This window comes from Sediminibacterium sp., from assembly GCF_030695065.1.
Classification (GTDB): Bacteria; Bacteroidota; Bacteroidia; order Chitinophagales; family Chitinophagaceae; genus Sediminibacterium.
This window is the reverse complement of sequence record NZ_JAUYTR010000016.1, coordinates 215,264-240,212: the sequence shown is the minus strand read 5'-3', so window position 1 is coordinate 240,212 and position 24,949 is coordinate 215,264. Positions and strand designations below refer to the sequence as shown.

General features: G+C 34.9%; 30 protein-coding genes. 16 read left to right on the top strand and 14 right to left on the bottom strand.

The window, feature by feature from the left end; translation table 11 throughout:
- Positions 1–100: 100 nt before the first annotated feature.
- The 13 genes from Q8S25_RS07975 (at position 101) to Q8S25_RS07915 (ending at position 11,449) form a co-directional block, all read left to right on the top strand.
- On the top strand, positions 101–646 hold the full coding sequence (locus Q8S25_RS07975; protein ID WP_305536543.1) for a DUF177 domain-containing protein: 546 nt from the start codon (positions 101–103) through the stop codon (positions 644–646).
- A gap of 27 nt (positions 647–673) precedes the next feature.
- Entirely contained in the window at positions 674–868 is a 195-nt protein-coding gene (gene rpmF / locus Q8S25_RS07970; protein ID WP_026751917.1) for a 50S ribosomal protein L32, read from the top strand.
- 35 nt (positions 869–903) lie between these two features.
- Positions 904–1,851 (top strand): phosphate acyltransferase PlsX, encoded by a 948-nt coding sequence (plsX, locus tag Q8S25_RS07965; RefSeq protein WP_305536540.1) that lies wholly within the window; start codon positions 904–906, stop codon positions 1,849–1,851.
- A 38-nt stretch (positions 1,852–1,889) separates the two neighbouring features.
- Positions 1,890–2,459 (top strand): 1-acyl-sn-glycerol-3-phosphate acyltransferase, encoded by a 570-nt coding sequence (locus Q8S25_RS07960; RefSeq protein WP_305536538.1) that lies wholly within the window; start codon positions 1,890–1,892, stop codon positions 2,457–2,459.
- A 39-nt stretch (positions 2,460–2,498) separates the two neighbouring features.
- On the top strand, positions 2,499–3,854 hold the full coding sequence (locus tag Q8S25_RS07955; protein WP_305536536.1) for a pyridoxal-phosphate dependent enzyme: 1,356 nt from the start codon (positions 2,499–2,501) through the stop codon (positions 3,852–3,854).
- Between the two features lie 6 nt (positions 3,855–3,860).
- Positions 3,861–4,760, top strand: coding sequence for a LysR family transcriptional regulator (locus Q8S25_RS07950; protein ID WP_305536534.1), 900 nt, complete (start codon positions 3,861–3,863; stop codon positions 4,758–4,760).
- Between the two features lie 58 nt (positions 4,761–4,818).
- Positions 4,819–5,982 (top strand): threonine synthase, encoded by a 1,164-nt coding sequence (locus Q8S25_RS07945; protein ID WP_305536532.1) that lies wholly within the window; start codon positions 4,819–4,821, stop codon positions 5,980–5,982.
- A 50-nt stretch (positions 5,983–6,032) separates the two neighbouring features.
- Complete coding sequence (locus tag Q8S25_RS07940; RefSeq protein WP_305536530.1) at positions 6,033–6,803, top strand: ABC transporter substrate-binding protein; 771 nt, start codon at positions 6,033–6,035, stop codon at positions 6,801–6,803.
- Positions 6,804–6,844: 41 nt separating this feature from the next.
- Entirely contained in the window at positions 6,845–7,912 is a 1,068-nt protein-coding gene (gene fbaA / locus Q8S25_RS07935) for a class II fructose-bisphosphate aldolase (RefSeq protein ID WP_305536528.1), read from the top strand.
- Positions 7,913–8,054: 142 nt separating this feature from the next.
- Entirely contained in the window at positions 8,055–9,428 is a 1,374-nt protein-coding gene (locus Q8S25_RS07930; RefSeq protein WP_305536526.1) for an HAD-IB family phosphatase, read from the top strand.
- A 37-nt stretch (positions 9,429–9,465) separates the two neighbouring features.
- Positions 9,466–10,392, top strand: a complete 927-nt coding sequence (gene accD, locus Q8S25_RS07925; RefSeq protein WP_305536524.1) for an acetyl-CoA carboxylase, carboxyltransferase subunit beta — start codon at positions 9,466–9,468, stop codon at positions 10,390–10,392.
- Positions 10,392–10,823 (top strand): SsrA-binding protein, encoded by a 432-nt coding sequence (gene smpB, locus Q8S25_RS07920; protein ID WP_305536522.1) that lies wholly within the window; start codon positions 10,392–10,394, stop codon positions 10,821–10,823. Before accD ends, smpB begins: the two co-directional genes overlap by 1 nt.
- On the top strand, positions 10,823–11,449 hold the full coding sequence (locus Q8S25_RS07915) for a methyltransferase domain-containing protein (protein WP_305536520.1): 627 nt from the start codon (positions 10,823–10,825) through the stop codon (positions 11,447–11,449). Before smpB ends, Q8S25_RS07915 begins: the two co-directional genes overlap by 1 nt.
- Here the strand turns inward: Q8S25_RS07915 and Q8S25_RS07910 are convergent.
- The 8 genes from Q8S25_RS07910 to Q8S25_RS07875 all read right to left on the bottom strand — a co-directional run bounded on the left by Q8S25_RS07910 (position 11,394) and on the right by Q8S25_RS07875 (position 19,363).
- Positions 11,394–12,446 (bottom strand): agmatine/peptidylarginine deiminase, encoded by a 1,053-nt coding sequence (locus tag Q8S25_RS07910; RefSeq protein ID WP_305536518.1) that lies wholly within the window; start codon positions 12,444–12,446, stop codon positions 11,394–11,396. The genes Q8S25_RS07915 and Q8S25_RS07910 overlap by 56 nt on opposite strands.
- 7 nt (positions 12,447–12,453) lie before the next feature.
- Positions 12,454–13,329 (bottom strand): carbon-nitrogen hydrolase, encoded by an 876-nt coding sequence (locus Q8S25_RS07905; protein ID WP_305536516.1) that lies wholly within the window; start codon positions 13,327–13,329, stop codon positions 12,454–12,456.
- Between the two features lies 1 nt (position 13,330).
- On the bottom strand, positions 13,331–14,062 hold the full coding sequence (gene bshB1, locus Q8S25_RS07900) for a bacillithiol biosynthesis deacetylase BshB1 (RefSeq protein ID WP_305536514.1): 732 nt from the start codon (positions 14,060–14,062) through the stop codon (positions 13,331–13,333).
- A 91-nt stretch (positions 14,063–14,153) separates the two neighbouring features.
- Positions 14,154–14,405, bottom strand: coding sequence for a type B 50S ribosomal protein L31 (locus Q8S25_RS07895; RefSeq protein WP_305536512.1), 252 nt, complete (start codon positions 14,403–14,405; stop codon positions 14,154–14,156).
- Positions 14,406–14,514: 109 nt separating this feature from the next.
- A complete protein-coding gene (locus Q8S25_RS07890) occupies positions 14,515–15,006 on the bottom strand; it encodes a YajQ family cyclic di-GMP-binding protein (protein WP_305536510.1) in 492 nt (163 codons plus the stop codon).
- Between the two features lie 78 nt (positions 15,007–15,084).
- Positions 15,085–17,541: an outer membrane beta-barrel family protein gene (locus Q8S25_RS07885; protein WP_305536508.1), complete on the bottom strand. Its 2,457-nt coding sequence runs from the start codon at positions 17,539–17,541 to the stop codon at positions 15,085–15,087.
- A gap of 149 nt (positions 17,542–17,690) precedes the next feature.
- A complete protein-coding gene (locus Q8S25_RS07880) occupies positions 17,691–18,836 on the bottom strand; it encodes a prolipoprotein diacylglyceryl transferase (RefSeq protein WP_305536506.1) in 1,146 nt (381 codons plus the stop codon).
- Between the two features lie 110 nt (positions 18,837–18,946).
- Positions 18,947–19,363 (bottom strand): BrxA/BrxB family bacilliredoxin, encoded by a 417-nt coding sequence (locus Q8S25_RS07875; RefSeq protein ID WP_295185361.1) that lies wholly within the window; start codon positions 19,361–19,363, stop codon positions 18,947–18,949.
- 209 nt (positions 19,364–19,572) lie between these two features.
- Here Q8S25_RS07875 and Q8S25_RS07870 point away from each other — a divergent pair, with 209 nt between their 5' ends.
- Positions 19,573–19,992 (top strand): Hsp20/alpha crystallin family protein, encoded by a 420-nt coding sequence (locus Q8S25_RS07870; protein WP_305536504.1) that lies wholly within the window; start codon positions 19,573–19,575, stop codon positions 19,990–19,992.
- A gap of 124 nt (positions 19,993–20,116) precedes the next feature.
- On the opposite strand, the gene Q8S25_RS07865 is transcribed toward Q8S25_RS07870, so the two are convergent.
- Positions 20,117–20,323 carry a DUF2892 domain-containing protein gene (locus Q8S25_RS07865; protein ID WP_305536502.1) on the bottom strand — a complete coding sequence of 69 codons (207 nt, stop codon included), beginning with the start codon at positions 20,321–20,323 and terminating at the stop codon, positions 20,117–20,119.
- A gap of 95 nt (positions 20,324–20,418) precedes the next feature.
- Here Q8S25_RS07865 and Q8S25_RS07860 point away from each other — a divergent pair, with 95 nt between their 5' ends.
- Both Q8S25_RS07860 and Q8S25_RS07855 read left to right on the top strand, forming a co-directional pair.
- Positions 20,419–20,922: an RNA polymerase sigma factor gene (locus Q8S25_RS07860; RefSeq protein ID WP_305536500.1), complete on the top strand. Its 504-nt coding sequence runs from the start codon at positions 20,419–20,421 to the stop codon at positions 20,920–20,922.
- Positions 20,923–20,932: 10 nt separating this feature from the next.
- Positions 20,933–21,568, top strand: coding sequence for a hypothetical protein (locus Q8S25_RS07855; protein WP_305536498.1), 636 nt, complete (start codon positions 20,933–20,935; stop codon positions 21,566–21,568).
- A gap of 11 nt (positions 21,569–21,579) precedes the next feature.
- Here Q8S25_RS07855 and Q8S25_RS07850 read toward each other — a convergent pair whose 3' ends face one another.
- The 5 genes from Q8S25_RS07850 to infC form a co-directional block, all read right to left on the bottom strand.
- A complete protein-coding gene (locus tag Q8S25_RS07850) occupies positions 21,580–22,038 on the bottom strand; it encodes a nuclear transport factor 2 family protein (RefSeq protein WP_305536496.1) in 459 nt (152 codons plus the stop codon).
- A gap of 26 nt (positions 22,039–22,064) precedes the next feature.
- Positions 22,065–23,498 carry an arginine decarboxylase gene (locus tag Q8S25_RS07845; protein ID WP_305536494.1) on the bottom strand — a complete coding sequence of 478 codons (1,434 nt, stop codon included), beginning with the start codon at positions 23,496–23,498 and terminating at the stop codon, positions 22,065–22,067.
- 114 nt (positions 23,499–23,612) lie between these two features.
- A complete protein-coding gene (gene rplT, locus Q8S25_RS07840) occupies positions 23,613–23,957 on the bottom strand; it encodes a 50S ribosomal protein L20 (protein ID WP_295185377.1) in 345 nt (114 codons plus the stop codon).
- A 60-nt stretch (positions 23,958–24,017) separates the two neighbouring features.
- On the bottom strand, positions 24,018–24,218 hold the full coding sequence (gene rpmI / locus Q8S25_RS07835; RefSeq protein WP_026751942.1) for a 50S ribosomal protein L35: 201 nt from the start codon (positions 24,216–24,218) through the stop codon (positions 24,018–24,020).
- A 121-nt stretch (positions 24,219–24,339) separates the two neighbouring features.
- A complete protein-coding gene (gene infC / locus Q8S25_RS07830) occupies positions 24,340–24,906 on the bottom strand; it encodes a translation initiation factor IF-3 (protein WP_295185380.1) in 567 nt (188 codons plus the stop codon).
- Between the last annotated feature and the right edge of the window lie 43 nt (positions 24,907–24,949).

The window sequence follows — 24,949 nt, the reverse complement described above, 5'->3', positions numbered from 1 at the left end:
CTAAAGTTAGGATGGTGGCTGCACTTAAACGGCTTATTTTTAGTTTACTTTGGCAAATTGGGCTGTTTTTTCTACCTTTGCAAACCCTTAAAACGTGGATATGAATCATCGGCGCGAATATGAGATCGCTTTTGTGGGTTTGAAGCCGGGTGTTCATGTGTACGAATACAAGGTGGATGATAAGTTCTTTATTCCTTATGGCGAGCAAGATTTCAGTAATTGTGATGCTACTGTAAAATTGCTACTAGACAAAAAATCGGGTTTCATGCAATTGAAATTTGATATTGATGGTAGCATTCAAACAGGTTGCGATCGTTGCGGAAATACACTTCCCCTTCAATTATGGGACGAGTTCAATATCATTGTAAAAATGGTAGATGAGCCCGACACTTTAAATGAACAGGAAGAAGATCCAGATGTGTATTATATCAGTAGAAACGAAAGTCATCTACAGGTAGCTAACTGGATTTACGAGTTTGTTAACTTGAGCATTCCTTTGCAAAAAACCTGTTCTCCCGAAGAGATGGGTGGTTCAAAATGCAACAAAGAAGTGTTAGAGAAATTAAGGAAGATGGAAGAAGAAGCAACCAAAGACAGTACCCCAACCGTATGGAAGGGTTTAGAAAAGTTTAAAGATTTAGAATAAAAATTTTGTTACCATAAATTTTGAGCAATGCCAAATCCAAAACGCAGACATTCACAGCAGAGAAGTGCTAAAAGAAGAACGCACTATGTAGCACAAGAAGTTACTTTGAGCAAAGACTCCACAACAGGAGAAATTCATGTACGCCATCGTGCACATGTTAGCGAAGGTAAATTGTTCTATAAAGGAAAGTTAGTTGCTGAGAAAGCACCGTTGAAAGCATAACCTTTACAGATCAGTTATACCCTTAGCTTACTGCAATGAATATAGGAATAGACATGATGGGAGGAGATTTTGCACCGTTAGAAGCGGTGAAAGGAATACTTCTGTTCATGTCTAATAAAAATTCCGCGGTAAACTTATATTGCATAGGTGATGAATCTTTAGTACAACCCTTAATAAAGGAGTATGAAGTTTCATCACCTAATTTGCATTTTGTACATGCTTCAGAAACCATTGGTTATCATGAACACCCTACCAAAGCTTTAAAAGAAAAGCAGCATTCTTCTATAGCTATTGGATTTCACTTACTTGCATCAGGGAAAATAGACGCTTTTATAAGTGCAGGCAATACCGGCGCAATGCTGGTGGGTGCCATGTTTAGCATAAAAGCCATTGCAGGGGTAAGTAGACCTACCATTGCAACTGTTATTCCTAAAGTAAATGGATCTACTGGCGTATTATTAGATGTAGGGTTAAATGCAGATTGCAAGCCCGAATTATTGAATCAATTTGCCATACTAGGCAGTTTATATGCAGAGCATATTCTAGGCATTAATACACCAACAGTTGGTTTAGTTAATGTGGGTGAGGAAGAAGGGAAAGGGAATATCTTGGCACAGGCCACCTACCCCCTTTTAAAAGAGAACAAACAAATCAATTTTATAGGCAATATAGAAGGAAGAGATTTCTTTAATGACAAAGCCAACGTAATGGTTTGCGATGGATTCACCGGAAATATTGTGTTGAAAATGGCCGAATCTTTTTATGATTTGGCAAAAGAAAGAGGGCTAGCCAACGATGAATATTTAAGTCGTTTTCATTATGAAAACTATGGGGGTACTCCTGTATTAGGGGTTGCAAAACCAGTTATTATAGGACATGGCATCAGTTCTGCTAAAGCTTTTTCGAATATGATTTCATTGGCAGAAAAAATGATTTCTAGCAGTATTTGCACTAAGATGGCGGATTCTTTTCAGTCTGCTTAACGGCCAATTTAATTTCTTGTCTTTTTAATTCATAAATCATGTACCGCAAGATTTGTCGTTTTTTATTAAAATTAAGCGGGTGGAAATTAGATTCCAGTTTACCCAAAGACATACATAAATGCATAGTAATTGCTGCCCCTCATACCAGCAATTGGGATTTCTGGTATATGATATTAGCATTTGGGGTCTATGGTTTAAAAATACGCTTCACTGTAAAGAAAGAATGGATGCGATTCCCATTTAGTTTAATTATGAAGCCTTTGGGAGGAATTGCCATTGACAGAACTCCAAGAAAAGATGGGAATAGACCTAGTTTTGTAGAAGCGATGACGCAATTATTTAATGATTGCCAAGAATTGATTATTGTTATTACTCCAGAAGGCACAAGAAGTAAACGTACAGAATGGAAAACTGGATTTTTTCACGTTGCTACCAACGCTCAAGTACCTATTTTATTAGGCTATGTAGATTATGGTAAAAAAATCGCAGGGATTGGTAAAACAGTTATTCCTACTACTTATTCTGCAACCATGAAAGAAATAATGGACTTTTATAGTACCATTACACCCAAGCACCCACACTTATTTTCTGTAGACACTAACTATTAGGTCAAAACAATACCTTTGTACAAACAAGCGTTCGTTTTTATGTGGAAGAAAAATGTATTAGAAACAATTGGGAACACTCCTATTATACAATTAAACAAAGTATCTAAAGGTATACCAGGGACTATCCTTGCAAAAGTAGATTACTTTAATCCAGGCAATTCCATAAAAGATAGAATGGCTTTAAAAATGGTTGAAGTAGCCGAACAAGAAGGCAAGCTAAAGCCCGGTGGAACTATTATTGAAGGAACCAGTGGTAACACTGGAATGGGATTAGCATTAGCAGCCTGTGTAAAAGGGTATAAATGCATTTTTGTAACAACCGATAAGCAATCAAAAGAGAAAGCAGATATATTAAAAGCAGTAGGTGCAGAAGTGATTGTTTGCCCTACCAATGTATTGCCCGAAGATCCACGTAGCTATTACAGTGTGGCAAAACGCTTGGGAAAAGAAATTCCCAATTCAATGTACATGAACCAATACGATAACTTGGCTAATCGTCAAGCACATTATGAAAGTACAGGCCCTGAAATTTGGGAACAGACAGAAGGAAAAATCACCCACTTGGTTTGTACTGCAGGAACGGGCGGAACCATTACCGGAACTGCTATGTATTTGAAAGAAAAAAATCCCAATATTCAAATTTGGGCTATTGATGTATATGGTTCTCTGTTAACCAACTATTACAAGACGGGTGAAATTGATATGAAATTTGTACATCCTTACATTAGCGAAGGATTTGGGGAAGATTTTCTGCCACAGAACTATGATATGAGTGTGATAGATCATTTTGAACAAGTGACCGATAAAGATGGAGCAGTAATGGCTCGCAGAATTGCTAAAGAAGAGGGATTGTTTTGTGGGTACAGTGCAGGTTCTTGCTTACAAGGATTAATTCAGCTAAAAGACAAATTACCTAATGATGCAGTAGTAGTATGTATTTTTCACGATCATGGTAGTAGGTATGTTGGTAAAATTTATAACGACCAATGGATGATGGAAAGAGGTTTCTTAGACGTGAAATCCTTTAAAGACATTGTAAATGGAAGACATGCTAAACGGTTGGTGTCTATATCTCCTGACAGTACTGTTGCAGAAACCGTAGAGTTAATGAAGAAATATGATATTGAACATATACCCGTAATGCAAGATGGTCAACCAATTGGATCTGTTAGTGAAAATGGTTTATTTCAAAAAGTATTCAGTAATCCTGAAATTAAAAATGCAACCGTAAACAGTGTGATAGAACCTTCCTACCCAGTAGTAGATTTTGACACACCTGTAGAAAGATTAGGTAGTTTAATTACCAAAGAAATGGGTGCTGTATTAGCCAAAGACGAAAAAGGAGACTACCATATTGTAACTAAGTACGATGTTATACAAAGCCTTGCAAAATAGCTTATCATGATATCGATGCGACATGTGGTTTTCATGAATGTTGCAGAAGAACTGAGTTTTTCAAAAGCCAGTCAAATATTATTTATTTCGCAACCTGCAATAAGCAAGCATATACAATTGCTAGAAGAGCAATACCAAACCAAATTATTTGAACGAAAAGGTTTGCATATTGAATTAACTGCTGCAGGCAAATTGTTGTATGAAAGACTACAAGCAGTTAAGGAAATTGAAAACAAAACAGAATTCGATATTTCTGTTTTACATGATGCCATTCAAGCCAAGGGAAATCTAAAGTTGGGAGCAAGTACCACAGTGGCATTGTATATTTTACCAAAAGTGTTGTCTACTTTTCATCAGCAATACCAACAAATTGATATAAGTGTATTAAATAGAAATTCAGAGTCGGTAAAAGATGCTTTACTGGCAAAACAAATCAATTTAGGTATAATTGAAGAGAATAGCAAAGTAAATCAAATTCAATATACCCCATTTATTACCGATAAGGTAGTTGCTGTTTGCAGCAGTAAAAGTAAACTACTCAAGAAAAAAAACTATTCCATACAAGACTTACCTCTGTTGCCAATTGCTTTAAGAGAAGTAGGCAGTGGAACATTGGCCGTATTAAAAAGGGCGCTCACTAAACATAAAATCAATTTTGCTCAACTGAATGTAAAAGTTAGATTAGGTGGAACGGAGGCGCTTAAAAATTTTCTTTTAGAATCTGACTCATTGGGTTTTCTTCCTAAGATATCTATTGCAAAAGAATTAAAAGCAGGAGAATTAAAAGAAGTTACCATTGAAGGGTTGGCCTTACAAAGACAATTTTTTTTTATAGAACGCAAAGGTGAAACGAGTGATTTAAATAAGGGGTTCATTAAAATGGCTAAATCAATCTATAACTTGTAGTTATTGTTTATAACTATATAATCATTTGATGTTATTGACTGCTGAATAAATTTGCTGAATGAAAAACCAGCAGTTTAATACTGGGTCTTTAATTACCCATCTTGTTTGTAGTAAATGCAATGCCCATTTTGATCATCAAAACATACAAACGTTCTCTACTTGTTGCAATGTGCCTTTATCTGCAGAATACAATCTAAGCAATCAAACAATCAAAGCAATTAATGTTGCCGACTACTCTATGTGGCGATACCAATTCGTGTTGCCGGTTTTAGATTCAAAAAATATAATATCCTTAAACGAGGGCTTCACTCCTATTAGCCAATTAAAAAAAATGTCCAACCAATTGAGCATAGATTCATTGTATTTAAAGGACGAGGCGGTTAACCCTACTGGGTCTTTTAAAGCAAGGGGCTTAAGCATGGGAGTATCCAAAGCAAAAGAATTAGGAATAAAGCGAATGGTTATTCCAACAGCTGGGAATGCAGGTGGAGCTATGAGTGCTTATTGCGCAAAAGCAGGAATTGAAGCAACGGTAATTATGCCCAAACATACTGCTGATACTTTAAAAGAAGAATGCAGATTATATGGTGCCAATCTTATTCAAATAGATGGATTAATAGATGCTTGTGGTAAAAAAGCCAGAGAAATAGCCGCTTCAACGGGGGCATTTGATATGTCTACCATGAAAGAACCCTATCGATTAGAAGGGAAGAAAACATTGGGCTATGAAATTGCGGAGCAATTTAATTGGGAACTTCCCAACATCATTGTTTATCCAGCAGGGGGCGGAACCGGACTAATTGGTATATGGAAAGCATTTAAAGAATTAATTGCACTGAATGCCATTAAAGGGCCTTTACCCAAAATGGTATTGGTACAATCCATCGAGTGCAGTCCGATGGTGCATCTATTTCATGAAGGACAGTTACCCATCAATTATGCACCTAAATCTTCAGCTGCATTAGGTTTGGCAGTTCCATATCCTTTTGCTACCGCCATGATGTTGGCAGTTTTAAAAGAAAGCAATGGCATTGCATTAACAGTAACCGAAAAAGAGATGGAAGCTGGAGTGGAAGCAATTGCTAAAATAGAAGGTTTGTTATTAAGCCCAGAAGGAGCCGCCACTTATGTAGCTACGCAACAATTATTAAAAACAGGTTGGGCAAAAAATACAGATAAAATTTTATTAATGAATACAGGTTCATGGTATAAGTACAGATAATTTGTTGCATACTTATGCAGTATCTTTATTAGGCATTTAAAATAAGAATAATGCCTGATGTTTCTTTACGAATTATTTCTCTTGTACCAAGTATTACTGAGCTTTTATATACTTTAGGTTTATCAGATCAAGTGGTAGGAATTACCAAATTCTGCGTTCATCCTCATGAATGGTATAAAACTAAAACACGTATTGGAGGCACCAAAAATATTCATGTAGACCAAATTAAAGCATTGTCCCCTTCCCTAGTAATTGCCAATAAAGAAGAAAATATAAAAGAACAAGTGGAAGCTTTGCAAGCTTTTACAAATGTGCATGTAACCGATGTATCTAATTTTGATGATGCTTTAAAAATGATTCAAGATATTGGATCACTCACCCATTCTGAGGCCAAAGCAAATGAAATCATCTTAACAATCAAAGACCGTTTCGCAGAATTAAGTAAACTATCGCAAATTCAACAGCTTCAATCCATCCCTTGTACTTATCTAATTTGGCAAGACCCCTACATGACCATTGGAGGCGATACTTATATAAATGATTTAATTGAAAAAATAGGCTTCACCAATGTATTTGCTAAAACAACACGATATCCTTCTATTAGCATATCGGATATTGAACAATCTAATTGTAAAGTCATTTTTTTATCGAGTGAGCCATACCCATTTAAACAAATGCATATTGATGTTTTACAAAAATATTTTCCCAATAAATTAATCTTATTGGTGGATGGGGAAATGTTCAGCTGGTATGGCAGCAGGTTAATAGAAGCGGCCAGTTACTTTAAATTATTAACCCAGAAAGTAACGGAAGCGCTATAATTGGCTATGGGATTTTGTAGGGTTTTTAGTATCTTAGCTACATGAAAAAATACAGCTCAGGCGTTTTGTTTGGAGACGAATTAGAAGCATTATACAACGATGCTAAAGACAATCAATTTGCTCTTCCTGCCGTAAATACCATTGGTACTAATACCATAAATGCTACTTTAGAAACCGCCGCTAAAGTAAACTCTCCTGTGATTATTCAGTTTTCGAATGGAGGGGCTCAGTTTGTTGCGGGAAAAGGGATGCCCAATGATGCCCTTCAAGGAAATATTTCTGGTGGGGTTTCTGGCGCATTGCATATTCACAATGTGGCTAAATATTATGGTGTTCCGGTAGTATTACATACCGACCATGCTGCAAAAAAATGGTTGCCTTGGGTAAGTGGCTTAATAGATGCCGGTGAACAATACTTTAAAGAGAAAGGACGTCCATTATTTAGTTCACATATGTTGGATCTTTCAGAAGAACCATTAGAAGAAAATATTGCAACCTCTGTTGAATTTTATAAGCGCATGGCTCCTTTGGGCATGAGTATTGAAATTGAATTGGGAGTTACCGGTGGTGAAGAAGATGGCGTAGACAATAGTGATGTAGAAAACGACAAATTATACACACAACCTCAACATGTTGCCTATTCTTATACCGAGTTAAGCAAAGTAGGAAATATGTTTACTGTAGCAGCTGCTTTTGGTAATGTTCATGGTGTATATAAGCCTGGAAATGTAGAATTAAGGCCAGAAATTTTAAAAAATAGCCAAGACTTTATTCAGGCCGAATTAAAAACTGGCCTAAAGCCAGTATACTTTGTTTTCCATGGTGGAAGTGGTTCTCCTCAACACCAAATTAGAGAAGCTATTGGATACGGGGCAATCAAAATGAATATAGATACCGACTTACAATGGGCTTTTTGGGAAGGGATAAAAGACTTCTACCAAAAGAACGAAGCTTATTTACAAGGCCAATTGGGTAACCCTGAAGGGGCAGATAAACCGAATAAGAAGTTCTATGATCCAAGGGTTTGGTTAAGAAAAGCAGAAGAAAGCTTCTCAAAAAGATTAGAAATAGCTTTTGAAGACTTGAATTGTATTAATAGAAACGCATAATCTATTTTTCCTAATACCTTAAACTCCATATAGTTACATTAACTATATGGAGTTTTTTATTAAACCTAATTAAGCAGGGTATTTCTGTGGCATGATGATTGCGATTGCATTTAAGCTTTTTTTAATCTTAAATGATTTTATCATGATTAGTGTCATAATTCCAGCTTTAAACGAAGCTTCAACAGTAGCACAAGTTGTTCAGCTGGCATTAAAAACCAACAATGTTTCAGAAGTTATAGTAGTGGATGATAAATCTATGGATGAAACGGTGATAAATGCAAGAAACGCAGGTGCCACCGTAATTACTAGTACAAAATTGGGCAAAGGAGCTTCTATGTTAGACGGAATATTAATAGCCCAAAACGAATGCGTTGTTTTTTTAGATGCGGATATTACCAGCTACCAGTCTAATGTGATTGAATTATTGAGTTTCCCAATATTAGATGATAGTGCTGATTTTACTAAGTCTTATTTTGATCGTCAGGCTGGCAGAGTAACTGAATTAGTGGCCAAGCCATTATTGGCTTTACTTAAACCCAATTTCCCTATGTTTAAACAACCATTGAGTGGAATGATTGGTGGTAAAAAATCCTTTTTTGTAAAATGTAAATTTGAGGATGGCTATGGAGTAGATATAGGATTGCTGATAGATATGTTTCAGTTGGGTGCAAGAATAACAGAAGTGAATATTGGCAAAATTGAAAACAGAATGCAGCAACTTGATCAATTGGGAAAAATGTCTAGAGAAGTTGCTAAAACAATTATTCAAAAATCTTCTGGATTAAAGCATCATAATTTAGAGTTATTTGAAAATATTCAAGTAGTAAGAGAGCAAATGGATTTTGCCATTAGAGATAGCTTACTTACACTTAAAAAAATGGCCATTTTTGATATGGACAATACCCTTTTAAGAGGAAGCTTCATTAATCAGGCTGCCAATCAATTTGGGTTTAAAGAAAGCTTAGTTGAAATAGTGGCTAATAATAGTAACCCATTTGTAAGAACCAAATTGATTGCAAATTTATTAAAGGGTAAAAACTTGAATGAATTAATTCAAATAGTAGAGCAAATTGATGTAACGCCAAATCTTCCTCAAATTATTGAACAATTAAAAGAAAATGGGTACATCGTTGGCATTATGAGTGATAGCTATGATTGCATTACCAATCACTTAAAGAATAAATATGGATTTGACTTTTCCATAGCCAATGAATTAGAATTTTCAAGAAGCATTGCAACAGGTGAAGTAAGAATCCCTTCTTTTTTTATTAATCATGCAAAAAGTAAATGCAAACACGAATTATGCAAATTAAATAGTTTAGATATTCTGTGTGAAAAATATCAAATTGACATAAAAAACACGCTTTATATTGGCGACGGTGAAAATGATATTTGTTGTATTAGAAATGCTGGTATTGGCGTCTCGTTTTGTAGTACCAATCATTTGGTGGATACTGTGGCAGATTTTACAATAAAAGACCCGGATTTTGCACATTTGGGGCCTATTATTGCATAATTGATTATCTTTCCGCCCCAATTTGATTGCACGATATATGAAAAAAGAGCGTGAAGAAGACATAGAACAGAATTTAACTGGTAGTGAAGAAACCACTCAGCCTGCCGAGCCTGCAAAGTCAAGATGGTTCACTCGTAAGAGTAGGAATATTCAAACTTCTACTGCAGATAAAAAAGAAACCCCTGAAGGGCTTTGGAACAAGTGTCCTGAGTGCAATTATATTTGCACTACCAACGAATTAAAAGAAAATCTTTTTGTTTGTTTTAAATGCAATCATCACCATCGTATTGGTAGTGAAGAGTATTTCGATATTTTATTCGACAATAAAGAATACACTGTTCTTTACGACGAAATTATGAGCAAAGACTTTTTGGGATTTACCGACCTTAAGCCTTATCAAAAAAGATTAGATGATATTCATACCAAAACCAATTTAAAAGATTCTATGAGAGTTGCCGTGGGCAAAGCAAATGGAGAAGGATTGGTTATTGCTTGTATGGACTTTGAGTTTATAGGAGGTTCTTTAGGAAGTGTGATGGGCGAAAAGTTTAGTAGAGCGGTAGACTATTGTATTGAACACAAACTTCCCTATTTAGTGATAAGTAAAAGTGGTGGAGCTCGTATGATGGAAAGCGCATTTAGTTTAATGCAATTGGCCAAAACCAGCGGAAAGTTATCGCAGTTGAGCGATGCAAAATTACCTTATATCTCTATGCTTACCGACCCTACTTTTGGTGGCATTTCTGCCAGTTTTGGTATGTTAGGAGATTTAAATATTGCTGAACCAGGTGCGCTGATTGGATTTGCAGGCCCAAGGGTTATTAAAGAAACCATTAAGAAAGACCTTCCTGAAGGATTCCAACGAAGTGAATTTTTATTAGAACATGGTTTTCTAGACTTTATAGTTGATAGAAAAAACCTGAAAGACAAACTGGCTCAGCTGGTTCATTTATTCCGAAGCTAATGATGAACAATAGACAGGCTTATTTCAATTACCATATTGAAGATAAATATGTGGCGGGTATTGTATTACTCGGTACCGAAGTAAAGTCTATACGAGAAGGCAAGCTCAGCTTCAATGATTCATTTTGTTTATTTGATAATGGGGAGTTATGGGTAAGGGCATTATATATTGCTTCCTACTCTCATGGAACAGCCAACAATCATATTGAAGTACACGACCGAAAATTATTATTGAACAAGCGTGAACTCAAAAAACTTCAACTCAAACTAAAGGATAAAGGATATACCATCATTCCTTTAAAAGTATTTTTTTCTGAAAAAGGTCACGTAAAAGTAGAAATAGGATTAGCTAGGGGCAAAAAATTGCACGATAAAAGAGATACAATCAAGAATAGAGATTTAGATAAAGAAATGAAACGCTTTCTAGGATAATGACTGAATTTTTATCTGCCGAATATTGGAATGATCGTTATTTAAACAACGCTTCGCATTGGGATTTGGGAATGGTTTCGCCTCCCTTAAAATCATATATTGATCAATTAACCCAAAAAGACTTGGCCATATTAATTCCTGGTGCCGGTAATAGTTATGAAGCCGTTTATTTAATGGAGCAGGGATTTACGAATATTACTGTTATTGATATTGCCCCTGCTGTAATTAAAGCACTTCAACTAAAATATCCCAATCAAAATAACATTCAATTTACTGAAACAGACTTTTTTATATGGAAGGGTCAATATGATTTAATACTAGAACAAACTTTTTTTTGCGCACTTGATCCTGAATTAAGGAAAAATTACGTGAAGCATATGGCTAGTTTATTAAAGCCCAAAGGAAAATTAGTTGGACTGTTATTTAATAGGGAATTTGAAGGAGGCCCCCCATTTGGCGGAGACCTTGTAAGCTATCATCATCTATTTGAATCTTACTTTAGTTTTGAATCCATTGCAGCTTGTCATAATTCTGTGGCACCAAGAGCAAACAGCGAATTGTTTTTCATTGCTACACCGCTGGCTCTTGTTGACTTAGGCAATGGAAACTACCCAATCCCCAGATAATATCTGTAGAATCAATACCTACCACTTCCCTATTGCTAAAACAAGATTGTATAATGCTTAAAGCTTTATCGTCTTTATTGCAATTAAAAGTAGGAACAATCACGTGTTGATTACTAATATAAAAATTTGCATAAGAGGCAGGTAAACGTTGGTCTTCATATACAACCGCATCGGGCATTGGTAGCTCAACAATATTTAATTGTTTACCAGATAACAAACGCATTCTTTTCAATTCTTGTAAATTGGTTTGCAGCAAAGAATAATTTTCATCAGATTTATCCTCTTCAATTACAGTTATCACCGTGTCTTCATTTACAAAACGAACCGTATCATCTATATGTCCATCGGTATCGTCTCCAACAATTCCTTCAGATACCCAAAGAACTTGTTTAACTCCATAATAGTTTTGCAAATAGTTTTCTATTTCTTCTAATGAAAGATGTGGATTTCGGTTGGTGTTTAATAAACAACAAGTTGAAGTAAGTAAAGTGCCTGCTCCATTAAATTCTACTGACCCACCCTCCATTACAATGCCTGGATGATATACAGGAAGGTTAAAGTGTTTCCCAATCTTTGATGGTATTACATCATCCAAATCAAAAGGAGGATATTTATTGCCCCAAGCATTGTAATTCCAATCTACTACCACTTTTTTATGTTCCGCTTGCTGATTAATTAAAAAAGCAGGGCCATGATCTCTACACCAAGCATCATTAGTAGGATGATAAAAAAATTCAACTTCCCCCATATTCACTCCCGCATTATTTAAATGATGTTTTGCGAAATTTTCCATGGCTTCATTGGCAACATTAATTCTAACTTTCTCACTCATGGCCAAGTATTTCACAAACAAACAGTAGTGGGGATAAATGCTTTCGATTTTACCAGGCCAGCTGGCTTCCTTATGAGGCCAACTTAGCCAAGTAGCTTCATGTTTTGCAAATTCTGCCGGAAATTCATATCCTAATATAGCGGGCACTTGGTCTAAAGAAATCATAATAATATTAATCTTCGTCAATAAATCTTTTGGTAATTGGCTGATAAGAATCAATTCTTCTATCTCTCAAAAATGGCCAATGGGTTCTGTACTGATCGGTTTTTGCTAAATCTAATTCAATCACCGTGGTTTCTTCGGCATCATGTGATGCTTTATATATCAAGCTTCCAAATGGATTAGACACGAATGATCCACCCCAAAATTTCATTGCACCATTTTGTTCTAAACCAACCCTATTTACACTTACTACATGTACTCCATTAGCAACTGCATGGCTTCTTTGTATGGTTTGCCAAGCATTGTATTGTTCATCATTGGTTGCTTCATCTTGAGAAGTTGCCCAGCCAATGGCTGTTGGATAAAACAATATTTCTGCTCCCATTAGTGCTGTAATTCTAGCTGCTTCAGGATACCATTGATCCCAACAAATTAAAACACCTAACGTGGCAAACTTAGTTTTGAATACTTTGTAGCCAAGATCACCTGGAGTAAAATAAAATTTCTCATAATAAGCAGGATCATCGGGAATATGCATTTTGCGATACTTCCCCAAATAACTACCATCTGCATCAATTACCGCTGTGGTGTTGTGATATAAACCCTGTGTGCGCTTTTCAAATAATGATGCAATGATGACTACATTTAATTCCGCTGCCAATTTTCCTAATGTATCGGTAGTTGCACCAGGAATAGCTTCTGCTAATTTGAAATTTTCATAATCTTCAACGTCACAAAAATAAAGTGAGGTAAATAGCTCTTGTAAACAAACTATTTGAGCGCCTTTTGCTGCGGCGTCTTTAATCCCCTGAATGGCTTTTGCCATATTGGCTTGCTGAACTCCGGTGCAAGACATTTGCACCATTCCTACTTTTACAGTTGACATATTAGGTAGTTATCTGAATTAAATGGTCTAAATTTTTTACTCCAATTGTTTTTTCTGTTAAAAAACCTTCGGCATATAATACGCCAATTCGTTTACCCATCATCAAATCTTTCCCTTTTACTGTTTCTAAAAACTGAGGAGAAGAAATATAGGTATTGGGCTCGTTTAAATCGGTATTGTAAAACTGGGTAGTATATGCTCTTATTGAATCCATCTTTGTTTCATAATAGGGCGTAATATCTACTACAAAATGAGGCGTTAATAAGCGATCTTGTATATAATGAAAAATATTGGTTGGCCTAAATGCCTCTTGTTGTTTACCTTTTTCATCAATGGTTTCAATTTTTCTTAGCCCTGCTAAAAAAGCAGCATCGGCAACCAGTTTTGCACTTCTGCCATGATCTGGATGTCTATCTTCAATGGCATTAGCTAAAATAATGTTGGGCTTGAACTTTCTTATTACACGTATAATTTTAAGCAAGTTTTCTTGTGAATGTTCAAAAAAGCCATCAGCCATTCGCAAGTTCTCCCGATGGTGTACTCCCAATATTTTTGCTGCATTTGCAGCTTCAACATCTCTAATATCGGCAGTACCTCTAGTACCTAATTCACCTCGGGTTAAATCGATGATCCCAACTTTTTTTCCCTGATCAATAGATGCCAAAATGGTACCTGAACAACTTAGTTCTACATCATCCGGATGAACCCCAAAAGCTAGTATATCTAGTTGCATAAAATTAAATTATGATAAAGGTAATCAATGATATTGCATAAAAAATCCTGCACCGTTTTTGGAGCAGGATTTAATTATATGAAAGAAAGAACTAGTCTTTCTTTGCGTAACGCTTTTTGAACTTGTCAATTCTACCTGCAGTGTCAACCAATACATTCTTACCAGTGTAAAAAGGGTGAGAAGTATTCGAAATCTCCAATTTGATTACTGGATATTCATTACCATCTTCAAAAACGATGGTTTCTTTAGTAGCAGCTGTAGATTTACTCAAGAAAGATGTACCGTTACTCATGTCTTTGAATACAACAAAACGGTAATTTTCTGGATGGATACCTTTTTTCATACTATTTGGTTTAGGTTGTACGGATTTGGCCGTACGATTATTTAAAATTTGGATTGCAAATGTACTGTATTTATCGTTTTTAACCAAAAAAGCAGATAAATATTAAGTTTTAGCTCTTCATATTTACGAATTGTAAAGGAACCCCAAAGTCTCCAGTCTTACACTTGCCTATCACTTCCTGCAAATCATCTAATTTTTTACCTGAAACCCGAATAATATCGTCCATGATTGCTGCCTGAACCTTAGCTCCACTGTCTTTAATCATTTTGACAATTTTTTTGGCATCTTCTTGGCGTAACCCGTTTTTAACAGACACTTCTTTTTTAATGGTTTTCCCACTTGGATATGCATCTTTTGAAAAGTCAAAAGCGTTTCCATCAATACCCTGTTTCATAGATCTGCTGATTAAAATATCTATTAGTTGCTTCATTTGCATTTCGGTATTCACTTCCAAAGAAATGCTATAGTCTTTTTTATTCAAGTCTACTTTAACATCGGTATCTCTAAAATCGTAACGAGTAGCTACTTCTTTTTTAACTGTATTGATGGCATTGTCTAATACCTGAATATCTACAGCGCTGGCAATATCAAAAGATGGCATAATTTATTTTTTTACGAAGGTACAAAAAAAAGGCCCTGGTAGAAACCAAGGCCGGATATACGACATGAGAGAAAATACTTATTTACCTGAATCTACTCCTACTCTGCTTTGCTCATCTTCTGCACCTCCACGTTTTCTTGGTCCTGCAGCTGCTTTTCCTTTACTGAATCTATAAGTGAAGCTGATATTTGCAATTCTAGTATCGCTGAATTGTTTAAAATTGGCATCCACTGTTCCGTACTTGCTTTCGCCTTTGATTTTTTGAGACCAGAATAAATCTCTTACATTAATTCTAATGGTTCCCTTGTTTTTCATGATTTGCTTACTTATTCCAAGATTAACCATTCCAAATGGCATAATTCTAAAGACTCCTTCAATTCCTTCTGATCTATAAAATCCGCTCAATTCTGCACTATACCCTTTATTAAATTTGAATTGCTGACTAATATTGGCCATAAAAGAAGTAGCAGCAATACTTACAAGCTCGTTATTAATAGGCCCAGTTAACTTATTGTTAGAAACATTCATATAAATATTGCCACTCCACCATTTGGTATATTGATTAAAGGCATTGATTGATAGCCCAATCTGTTCTTGTGTTGCAATATTATCTTGCTTAATAAAAGTCTCATTCTTAGCATCATCTTGCATGATTACTTGCTGAATCATATCTGTTGTTTTGGTATAATTCAAGGTAGTAGTTAAGAACCCTTTGTAGGTATGGCTCAATTCTATATTGTGGCTAAATTGAGGTTTTAAATAAGGATTGCCCTGCTCGTATGTATACCTGTCTAAAAATTCAACAAAAGGATTAAGGCTTTGATAATCAGGTCTTCTGATACGTTTGCCATAATTTAATACGAAGTTATTTTTTTCATTGGCTGCGTATTGTAAATAAGCAGTGGGAAACACTTGAATATAATTTCTATTGAATTGAACATTGGTAGTACGCTGGTCTCCTTTGGCAATGGTTTGTTCAGCTCTTAATCCCAATTGCATATTTAGTTTACTACTTAATGGCTTGCTAAAATTGATATAGGCAGCATTGATGTTTTCTCTGTACACAAAATGATTGCTTCTATTATAATCTCGCATGATCACGCCATTAAAAAGGGTGTCATAAATAGCATTTGCATCGGTGGTAACAAAACTTGTTTTAAAACCTGCTTCAAACTTTGCCTTATTTTTTAAAGGGTGTACATAGTCTATTTTTGCTGTGTAGATATCAATAATTTGCGGAAGCTTTCCTATTAAACTATCTGTTTTAGCAACAGTTTGACCTAAATTATTTTGATATGCGTTGTTTAAAAAAAGATTAGTGTTTCCATCATAGGTTAAATAATCAGCGTCAAAAGTAATTTCACGACCAGTGCTATCTAATACATGTCTAATATTAAAATTAATACTTGAATTTTTCCAGGTATCTACATTTCCATTGTACGCAGTTGTTTTATTGATCAAATTGTGTTGCGCATTAAAGATATTGATATCACCTAGTGAATTGCCATTCCCCTTGTTATTGAATCCGTTATAAACCAATCCCAGTGTGGTTTTACTGGTTGCATAAAAGTCTAATCCTATCTTCCCGTTGTAAGAATGATTATACGTGTTTCGGTCTGTAATTTGCTCGAAAAAGGAAACAATCTGCTTAGATCCCCCATCAATAAATCTTCTATCGATGGCAATATTTTGGAACCCAATTCGCTCATTTCTTCCAATATTTCCAAATACATTGAATTTATTTTTTCGATAGTTTAATTGAACTGTTTGATTATTTCTACTATATACACCTTGTCCATAACCAGCTGTTACAGAGCCATTGAATCCTACAATTTTAGATTTTTTTGTTTTTATATTAATTACACCTGCATTACCAGCAGCATCATAACGCGCAGGAGGATTAGTCATAATTTCTATCTGATCCAATTGAGCTCCTTGTGTGTTCTTTAATAAGTTAACCAAATCGGGCCCAGATAAATAAGTAGGTCTTCCATCCATATAAACTACCACTCCTTCTTTACCCTTTAAACTGATATTTCCGTCTTTATCTACTGAAATGCCTGGTGACTTTTCTAGAATTTCCATTGCATTTGCGCCTCCGTTTGTAGGGGAAGCATCTACATTTACAATGGTTCTATCTGCTTTTTGCTCAATCATTGGTTTCTTAGAACTAACAGTAACTTCAGCTAATCCTTTTGCCAAAGGAATTATTTGCCAATTAGGTAACTTTTCTTGGGTTAAACCGTTCCACTCATAAGGCCCTAAATAGGCTTTTTCAAATCCAACCATATTGGCTAATAACAAGTATTTCCCCTTGGTTGTAACTTGAATTGAATAAGTACCCGTTTTATCAGTTAGGGCTGTTTTAACCTTGGATGAATCCTTGGCATTCAATAAACTTACCATAACAGATTCAAGGGGTTGTTGATTGGAAACAATTTTTCCAGTTATAATTGATGAGTTTTGTTGAGCTTTCGCACCAATACTCAAGGCTGTTAAGCTAAACAGCAATGCTTTTTTAAGTAGATTTTTCATTTGCACGAGTTTATAATTTAGTTCTTGGTTTTGATTATTACAAAACAAAACTAACTACTGTGCTTTACATAGTACATTGTTTTAGCATGGACGGTTCAATTCAGTGCTAAATGGTTTTGTAGGAATGACTAACGGAAAGAAAATGGAGCTTAATTAACCGATTTCGCTTTTTTAAAGTAGAAAAAGCCAGCAATACCCAAAATAATTAGACCTGCAGAAATCAACTCGGCCTGTGTAGGATTAAAAAGAATATTGTATTCGGTATTAACCCTTATTTTTTCAATAAAAAATCGCTCTAACCCATTCAAAATTAAATAAACACTGAATAATTGACCGGGCACTTTAATCTTATTTCTCAAAAACCATAGTAAGCCAAACAAGAAAAAGCAAACAATTAATTCATATAAAGGTGTAGGATATACAGGTATAGGTAATTGGTTGCAATAAGGTCCTACACAACCAGGAATTGGAACGCCCTCTCCTAAAACATTATGGGGATAGGTATACGACCACATGAAATCTGGTAACCATGAATATGGGTTTGCGGTAGGATTTGGAATACCCCAATCTCCATCACCACTAATTTGACAACCGATTCTTCCAAATGCATAGGCAAACATCATTGTAGGTGCAAAAGCATCCAACATAGGTATCAAACTGATTTTATGCTTTTTAGCATACCAAATAATGGCAGCGCCCGCACAAATTAAACCACCGTAAAAAGTGAGTCCGCTAAATGCAATTAAAGACCCAATAGGGTCCGCTGAAAACTCATTCCAATTCTCAAGATTGTGAAATATTTTAGCTCCTAAAAAGCCAAATAGTGCTGCATAAATTACGATATCTCCCACTCTATCTTGTGGCCAAATGCGAATGATTCTTTCTTCTGGTTTATCTAATTGTACTTTTTTCTTTTCCCACCATTTAAGTATGCCAAAAACCACTGCAGTAAGCATACCTGTTAATAAATTGCCCTCCCCAGAAAGAATAAAAGATTGCGGATCGTCTAAAGCATTTTTGATAGTAAATGCACCAATAATCTTATATCCGAATATAAAGCCCAATAAGCCATTCGTAATTAATTCGCCTAAACTAGCAGGCTCACCTATCTTAATTTTCTCTTCGGTATGTATAAATAACCCCAATCCTTGCTTTCTTCTCAATTCTAATGTTAGTATCCATGCTGATAAGATAAATGAAAGTGCTACAAAAAATCCAAAGCTATTCACCAACTTAAGTCCATTGATTTCAATTCCAAAAAGATCTTTGAATGCGTAGTATAAATTAGGATACATAAAATGATAAAATAATTGAGTGCAATGTTACTCAGAAATTGTCAAAAAAAGCAAGGCCTCACAAAAGTGAGGCCCATACTTACTAACCCATCTAAAAACAAGTTACAAAATTAATTACAATGCTCGTTAAAAGCAGCAATTAAATGTTGCGCAATAGCTTGTGCTGGTCTTCCTTCAATCTGGTGTCTTTCTACCATAGTAACCAATTCACCATCTTTAAACAAAGCAATAGCTGGTGATGAAGGTGGATTTGGCAATAAGTGTTCGCGAATTTTATTTACCGCTTCTACATCAAATCCTGCAAAGCTGGTCATTAATCTATCTGGTCTTTTTCCAGCATTTTGAACTGCCATCAAAACACCGGGCCTGCATGCACCTGCAGCACAACCGCAAACTGAATTAATTACTACCAAAGTAGTTCCTTCTTGCTTAAGCGTATTGTCTACTTCAGCAGCAGTTAGTAACTCTCCAAACCCTTCATCTGTTAATTCTGCCTTCATAGGCAGCACAATTTCTGCTGGATACATAATTCTAATTTAGCTTACAAAGTTACAACATTGGACAATATTCTCCAATCTTGATTCATTAAAATGTCATAATGACGCTATTTTATTTTTTAGCAGTCATTATGGCTGTTGTGTAGTTCGTTTAATTGCCAAAAATGTAGCTTTTTTTGAATGGAATACCATTTGCACAAACTATAGAAAACAATCAAAAAACCAATAAATTTTAAATTATGTCAATCTTAAAACAAAACAACACCAGTGTATTCGATGAATTATTCAATGCTTTTCCAGCCAACTTTGGAAGCAGCATTCCTAGCGGGTACCCAACAGCAGCAGTAAATATTCATGAAACTGCTGAATCATTTCATTTAGAATTGAATGCTCCAGGCAGAAACAAAGAAGATTTTGCTATTAATGTAGACAAAGGATTATTGACAATTTCTTATGAAAAGAAAGAATCAACTGAAGAGAAAGCTTATAAAACGATTAGAAAAGAATTCACTTACAAATCTTTTAAAAGAAGTTTCTCTATTGATGAAAATATTAATGCTGATGGTATTCAGGCAAGATATGAAAATGGGGTATTGAAATTATTATTACCTAAAAAAGAAGAGGTAAAAAACGCCCCTAAACAAATTGCAATTAATTAATTGCAATGCTACAAGTAATATAAGTATTTATCTTTTCTATGATTACTAAGAATAAAGAGCACCCTTTAATTTCGGGGCGCTCTTTATTTATTATATTGATAGAAACATTTGAACAAGTAAATTTTTACTGCTTATTCGGACAGGTAGAAATGCCAAATAACGTGTAGAGTGGGCAAAAACTTACCAAACTAGTTAATACAAATACTCCAGCAAATACGAGTAATACAATTCCCAATGTTCCAGAAATAGTGCCGGTATAATATAAACCAGCAATAACTGCAGCTATGACTACTCTAATAGCTTTGTCTACAGTACCCATGTTCTTTTTCATTTTTATATGATTTGATGTACTTAAATATACTTAAAATGTAATAAATAAACTACCCTTGTAATATTTTAGCTTGAACAACTACTTATAGTATATTAATGGACTATTCAGAAAAAGAGTTTATTCAACTGCTGAATCAAAATCAGAAAATCATACATAAAGTATGTAACCTGTATTTGAATTGGCAAGAAGATAAGGAAGATCTTTTTCAGGAAATCACTTTACAAGCTTGGAAAGCTTTTAGCCAATTTAGAGGAGATGCAAAATTTTCAACCTGGCTGTATCGTGTAGCTTTAAACACCGCCATCACTTTCTTTAGAAAGGATAAAAAGAATGCTTTTATTGCCTCCGTTTCTGAAATACCCGAATTAGCACATCATTTGGATCGAGATCCTATTGAGGATAAAACTAAAGCAATGTATAAAGCCATTGCAGATTTATCTAAGATTGATAAAGCCATCGTAATGCTTTATTTGGAAGACTATAGTTATGCCGAAATAAGTGAAATAATAGGTATAACAGCAAATAATATAGCTGTAAAAATGAATCGGATTAAAGTAAAGCTTAGAGAAGCTACATTAAAAAACTTTGAAAGGATCTAAATCAATAACTATGGAATTAGATGATTTAAAAGGATTGATTAACCAGAAATTAATGGAAGGGAGTCCAAAGATGACCGAAAATAATTTTACCCTACTGCTTAAAGGGCAAGCAAGCTCAGTAATTAGTAAAATCAAAAAAAGTCTTTGGTTCGAAATAGCTTGTTGTGCTTTGGTAGTTCCTTTATTTTTAGGGATTGCCTTATTTAGCTCTCAATCTTCTTTAAAAATTTACTTTGGCTTATTTGGAATAATATTCATTCCATTTACACTAATCTTTTTCTACTTATTAAGAAAAATTAACGAATTTGATCAATCGGTTTTACCAATAAAAGAGAATCTTCATCAATTAATAAAAATGCTTGAAGATTTTACTCGAAGGTATTTTCAGTTCAATATGGCATTGTTACCAATCTGCTTTTTAGTTGCCTTGTTTTTGGGATACAATGAAAAAGAACCTATTGCAGTTTTAGACAATTTAATTGACAAACTAAAAGTTACTAAAAGTCTTTATATAGGGTTTATTGTAGGATATAGTATTGCGATGGTATTTGGTCTTATATACTTAACAAAATGGTATATCAAAAAACTCTACGGCAAATACATTGACCAACTTAAGTTATTATTAGCTGAATTAAAAGAAGATTAATGCAGCTAATACTATTGTGCGCAACCTGTTTTTCTTCTGGTATCAATAATATATTGAATTCTCCATTTATCGTTGTTCCTTACTAATTGAAAAGAGTTTACTCCGCAGTGACTAAAATCGGATCGTCTATAGAACTGATAAGGAGTCCAAACAGTTGCCAACGGCCCATCTACTTTTACAACATCAAAAACAATCCTTTCGTCTGCCAATCCTTTAGGCATATTGGATACCTGACGAACAAAAGCTGCAACTGAATCTGTGCGTACAATTAGCTTTCCCTCTTTATTTGTTGTAATAGTTTGCATGATGGCGTTCTCTGTAAAGCAATCTTGTAACATTGCTCCATCCGCTTCTATCATTGCAAAAAACATTTTGCGTACAGTTGCTTTTACAGAATCCTCCGCAGATTGTGCTTGCACATTAATTGAACAAGCATTAATTAAAACAAAGAATAACAACAATTTTTTCATAATCTTTTATTGTATGATCAGAGAATCTATAAGTATCCTAAAATTTTCAACATGCTTTGCGCGGTTTGCTCCTTTGCATACACCCAATCAATCATTTTACCCGTCTTATCTAATTCTACTATAACGTGCTTGGGTGAAGGAATTAAACAGTGTTTAATTCCACCGTATCCACTTATTTGATCTTGATAGGCACCTGTATGAAAAAAACCAACATATAAAGGCTCTTTATTTGATTCGACTTCTTTTTTATCTATTGTGGTAAGCTTCGGCAAGAACACTTCATTAATATGTTCTTCTGAATCGTAATAGTCATGGCTATCACAAGTTATACCTCCTAATACCACCCGCTGGTATTCATTGTCCCATTTATTAACTGGAAGCATCAAAAACTTTTCTCCAATACCCCAGGTATCAGGCAAAGTAGTAATAAAAGAAGAATCAATCATATACCAACACTCTCGATCATTCTGAATTTTTTCTCCAATAACACTGTATATATGCGCCATACTCTCTCCCACTGTAAAGCTTCCGAATTCAGTATAAATATTAGGCATTGGCACTTTCGCTTTCTTACAAGCTTTCTTAATGTTCCCAACAATCTCATTAATCATGAATTGGTAATCGTACTCAAATCCTAAAGAATGTTTAATGGGGAATCCACCTCCAATATTAATTGAATCTAACTCAGGACAGATTTTTTTTAATTGGCAATAAAGGTTGATGATTTTATTTAGCTCACTCCAATAATAGATATCATCTTTGATGCCTTTATTTAAAAAGATATGCAACATTTTTAACTGAAACTTATCTTCATAACCTTCAATTTCATCTACATAAAATTCTAAGATATCTTTTGCACGAATACCTAGTCTAGAAGTGTAGAATGGAAAATTGGGTTCTTCTTCCGCGGCAACTCTAATTCCTACAGAAAAAGGAGTTGCAGACCTTACGCTTCTTTTATATGCTTGCAGTTCCTCTTTATTATCTAAAATGGGCACTACATTTTTAAAACCAGAATTAATAAGCTTAGCAATTCTTGATGTGTATTGTTTTTGCTTATACCCGTTGCAAATGATAAAAGTATCTTTATTGATTTTTCTTCGCTGATACAATCTATTTACAATTTCAATATCGTAAGCATATGAAGTTTCTAAATGAATATTATGCTTCAATGCCTCTTCAACAATAAATGAAAAATGGGAACTCTTTGTACAATAACAATAAAAATACTCCCCTTCGTATTTGTGTTTTTTGAATGCATTGGCAAACATATTTTTTGCCTTATTAATTTGCATTCCAATTTTAGGCAAATACGTTAATTTCAATGGTGTTCCGTGTTTGTCTATCAATTTTTTGATATCAACACCATTGAATTCTAAGTATCCTGCATCGCTTACATCAAATCCTTCTTGTGGAAAGTGGAAAGTCTGGTTCACCAGAGAGGTGTAGGTATTATTCATCAGGGAAGTTTCCTTTTAAAATTAAGATGTAAAAATAGTCCTTGTAATGGATTATGAAAATAAAAAAAGCCGGTTGCTAAAAGCAGCCGGCTAAATATGTTGTATGAGGTCAATTTATTTAACAGAAACAACCAACGCTTTAAAAGAAGCTGGTTCGTTCATAGCTAAATCGGCCAATACTTTACGGTTTAAGTCGATGCCTTTAACGCTTAACTTATTAATAAATTGGCTGTAAGTCATTCCCTCTTCTCTTACTGCTGCGTTAATACGAGCAATCCAAAGTTGGCGATACTCACGCTTCTTTAGTTTGCGACCTACATAGCTATAAGTAAGACCTTTTTCTACAATATTTTTGGCAACGGTATAAACGTTTTTACGTTTACCGTAATAACCTTTGGCTTGGTCAAGAATTTTCTTTCTCCTTGCTCTAGATGCAACTGCATTTTTTGAACGTGGCATAGTAAATGTTTTGAAGTTAGCGGAGCTAACGGTTAATAATCTGTTTTTTTAGCGGGCTAATTAGCCTTTCAAGCGTAATAAACGTAAAACGAAATCCTTATTGGTAGAACCAACAATACCTTTTTGTCTTAAAGCACGTTTACGCTTCTTAGATTTTTTGGTTAGGATGTGACGCTTGAACGCTTTTTGGAAACTGATTTCTCCGGTACCGGTCACTTTAAAACGCTTTTTAGCGCTGGAGTTTGTTTTAACTTTTGGCATATAATAATCTAATAAAGATTACACCCTGCTGGCGTTCCACCACAGGGTGGAAACTTGTTTTGGCCTTACGGGAAAATTTTGGATTGCAAAAGTACATATTCTGAGCGAAATGTCCAATTATTTACTTCTTTTTACCTGTTTTTGGGGTAAAAATGGCAAACATTCGCTTACCCTCTAATTTGGGCATACTTTCTAATGTACCAGCTTCTGCCAATCTTTCTGCAAATTTCAAGAGCAATAATTGCCCTCGATCTTGGAACATGATGGCTCTACCTTTAAATTGTACATAAGCTTTAACCTTATTCCCATCTTTCAAAAATCCTTCTGCGTGTTTTGCTTTGAAGTTGAAATCATGGTCATCAGTGCTTGGCGTGAATCTAATTTCTTTGATTTCGCTTTGCTTGGAGTTGGCTTTCATTTCCTTCTCCTTTTTCTTCTTTTCGTATAAGAACTTCTTATAATCTATAATTTTACAAACAGGAGGATCTGCTGTTGGAGAAATTTCCACTAGGTCCAATTCTTGTTCCTGTGCAATTTTAAGCGCTTCTTGTGTAGAATAAATTCCAACTGTAACATTGTCTCCTACTAGTCGTATCTGTAGTGCGCGGATTCTTTCGTTAATACGATGCTCAGGCTCTGGTTGCCTGTTGAACCTGGGATTGAATCTTCCTCTTGGTGCTAATGCCATTAAAACTTGTTTGGTTTAAAATTTTGATAAAGATATACCATAT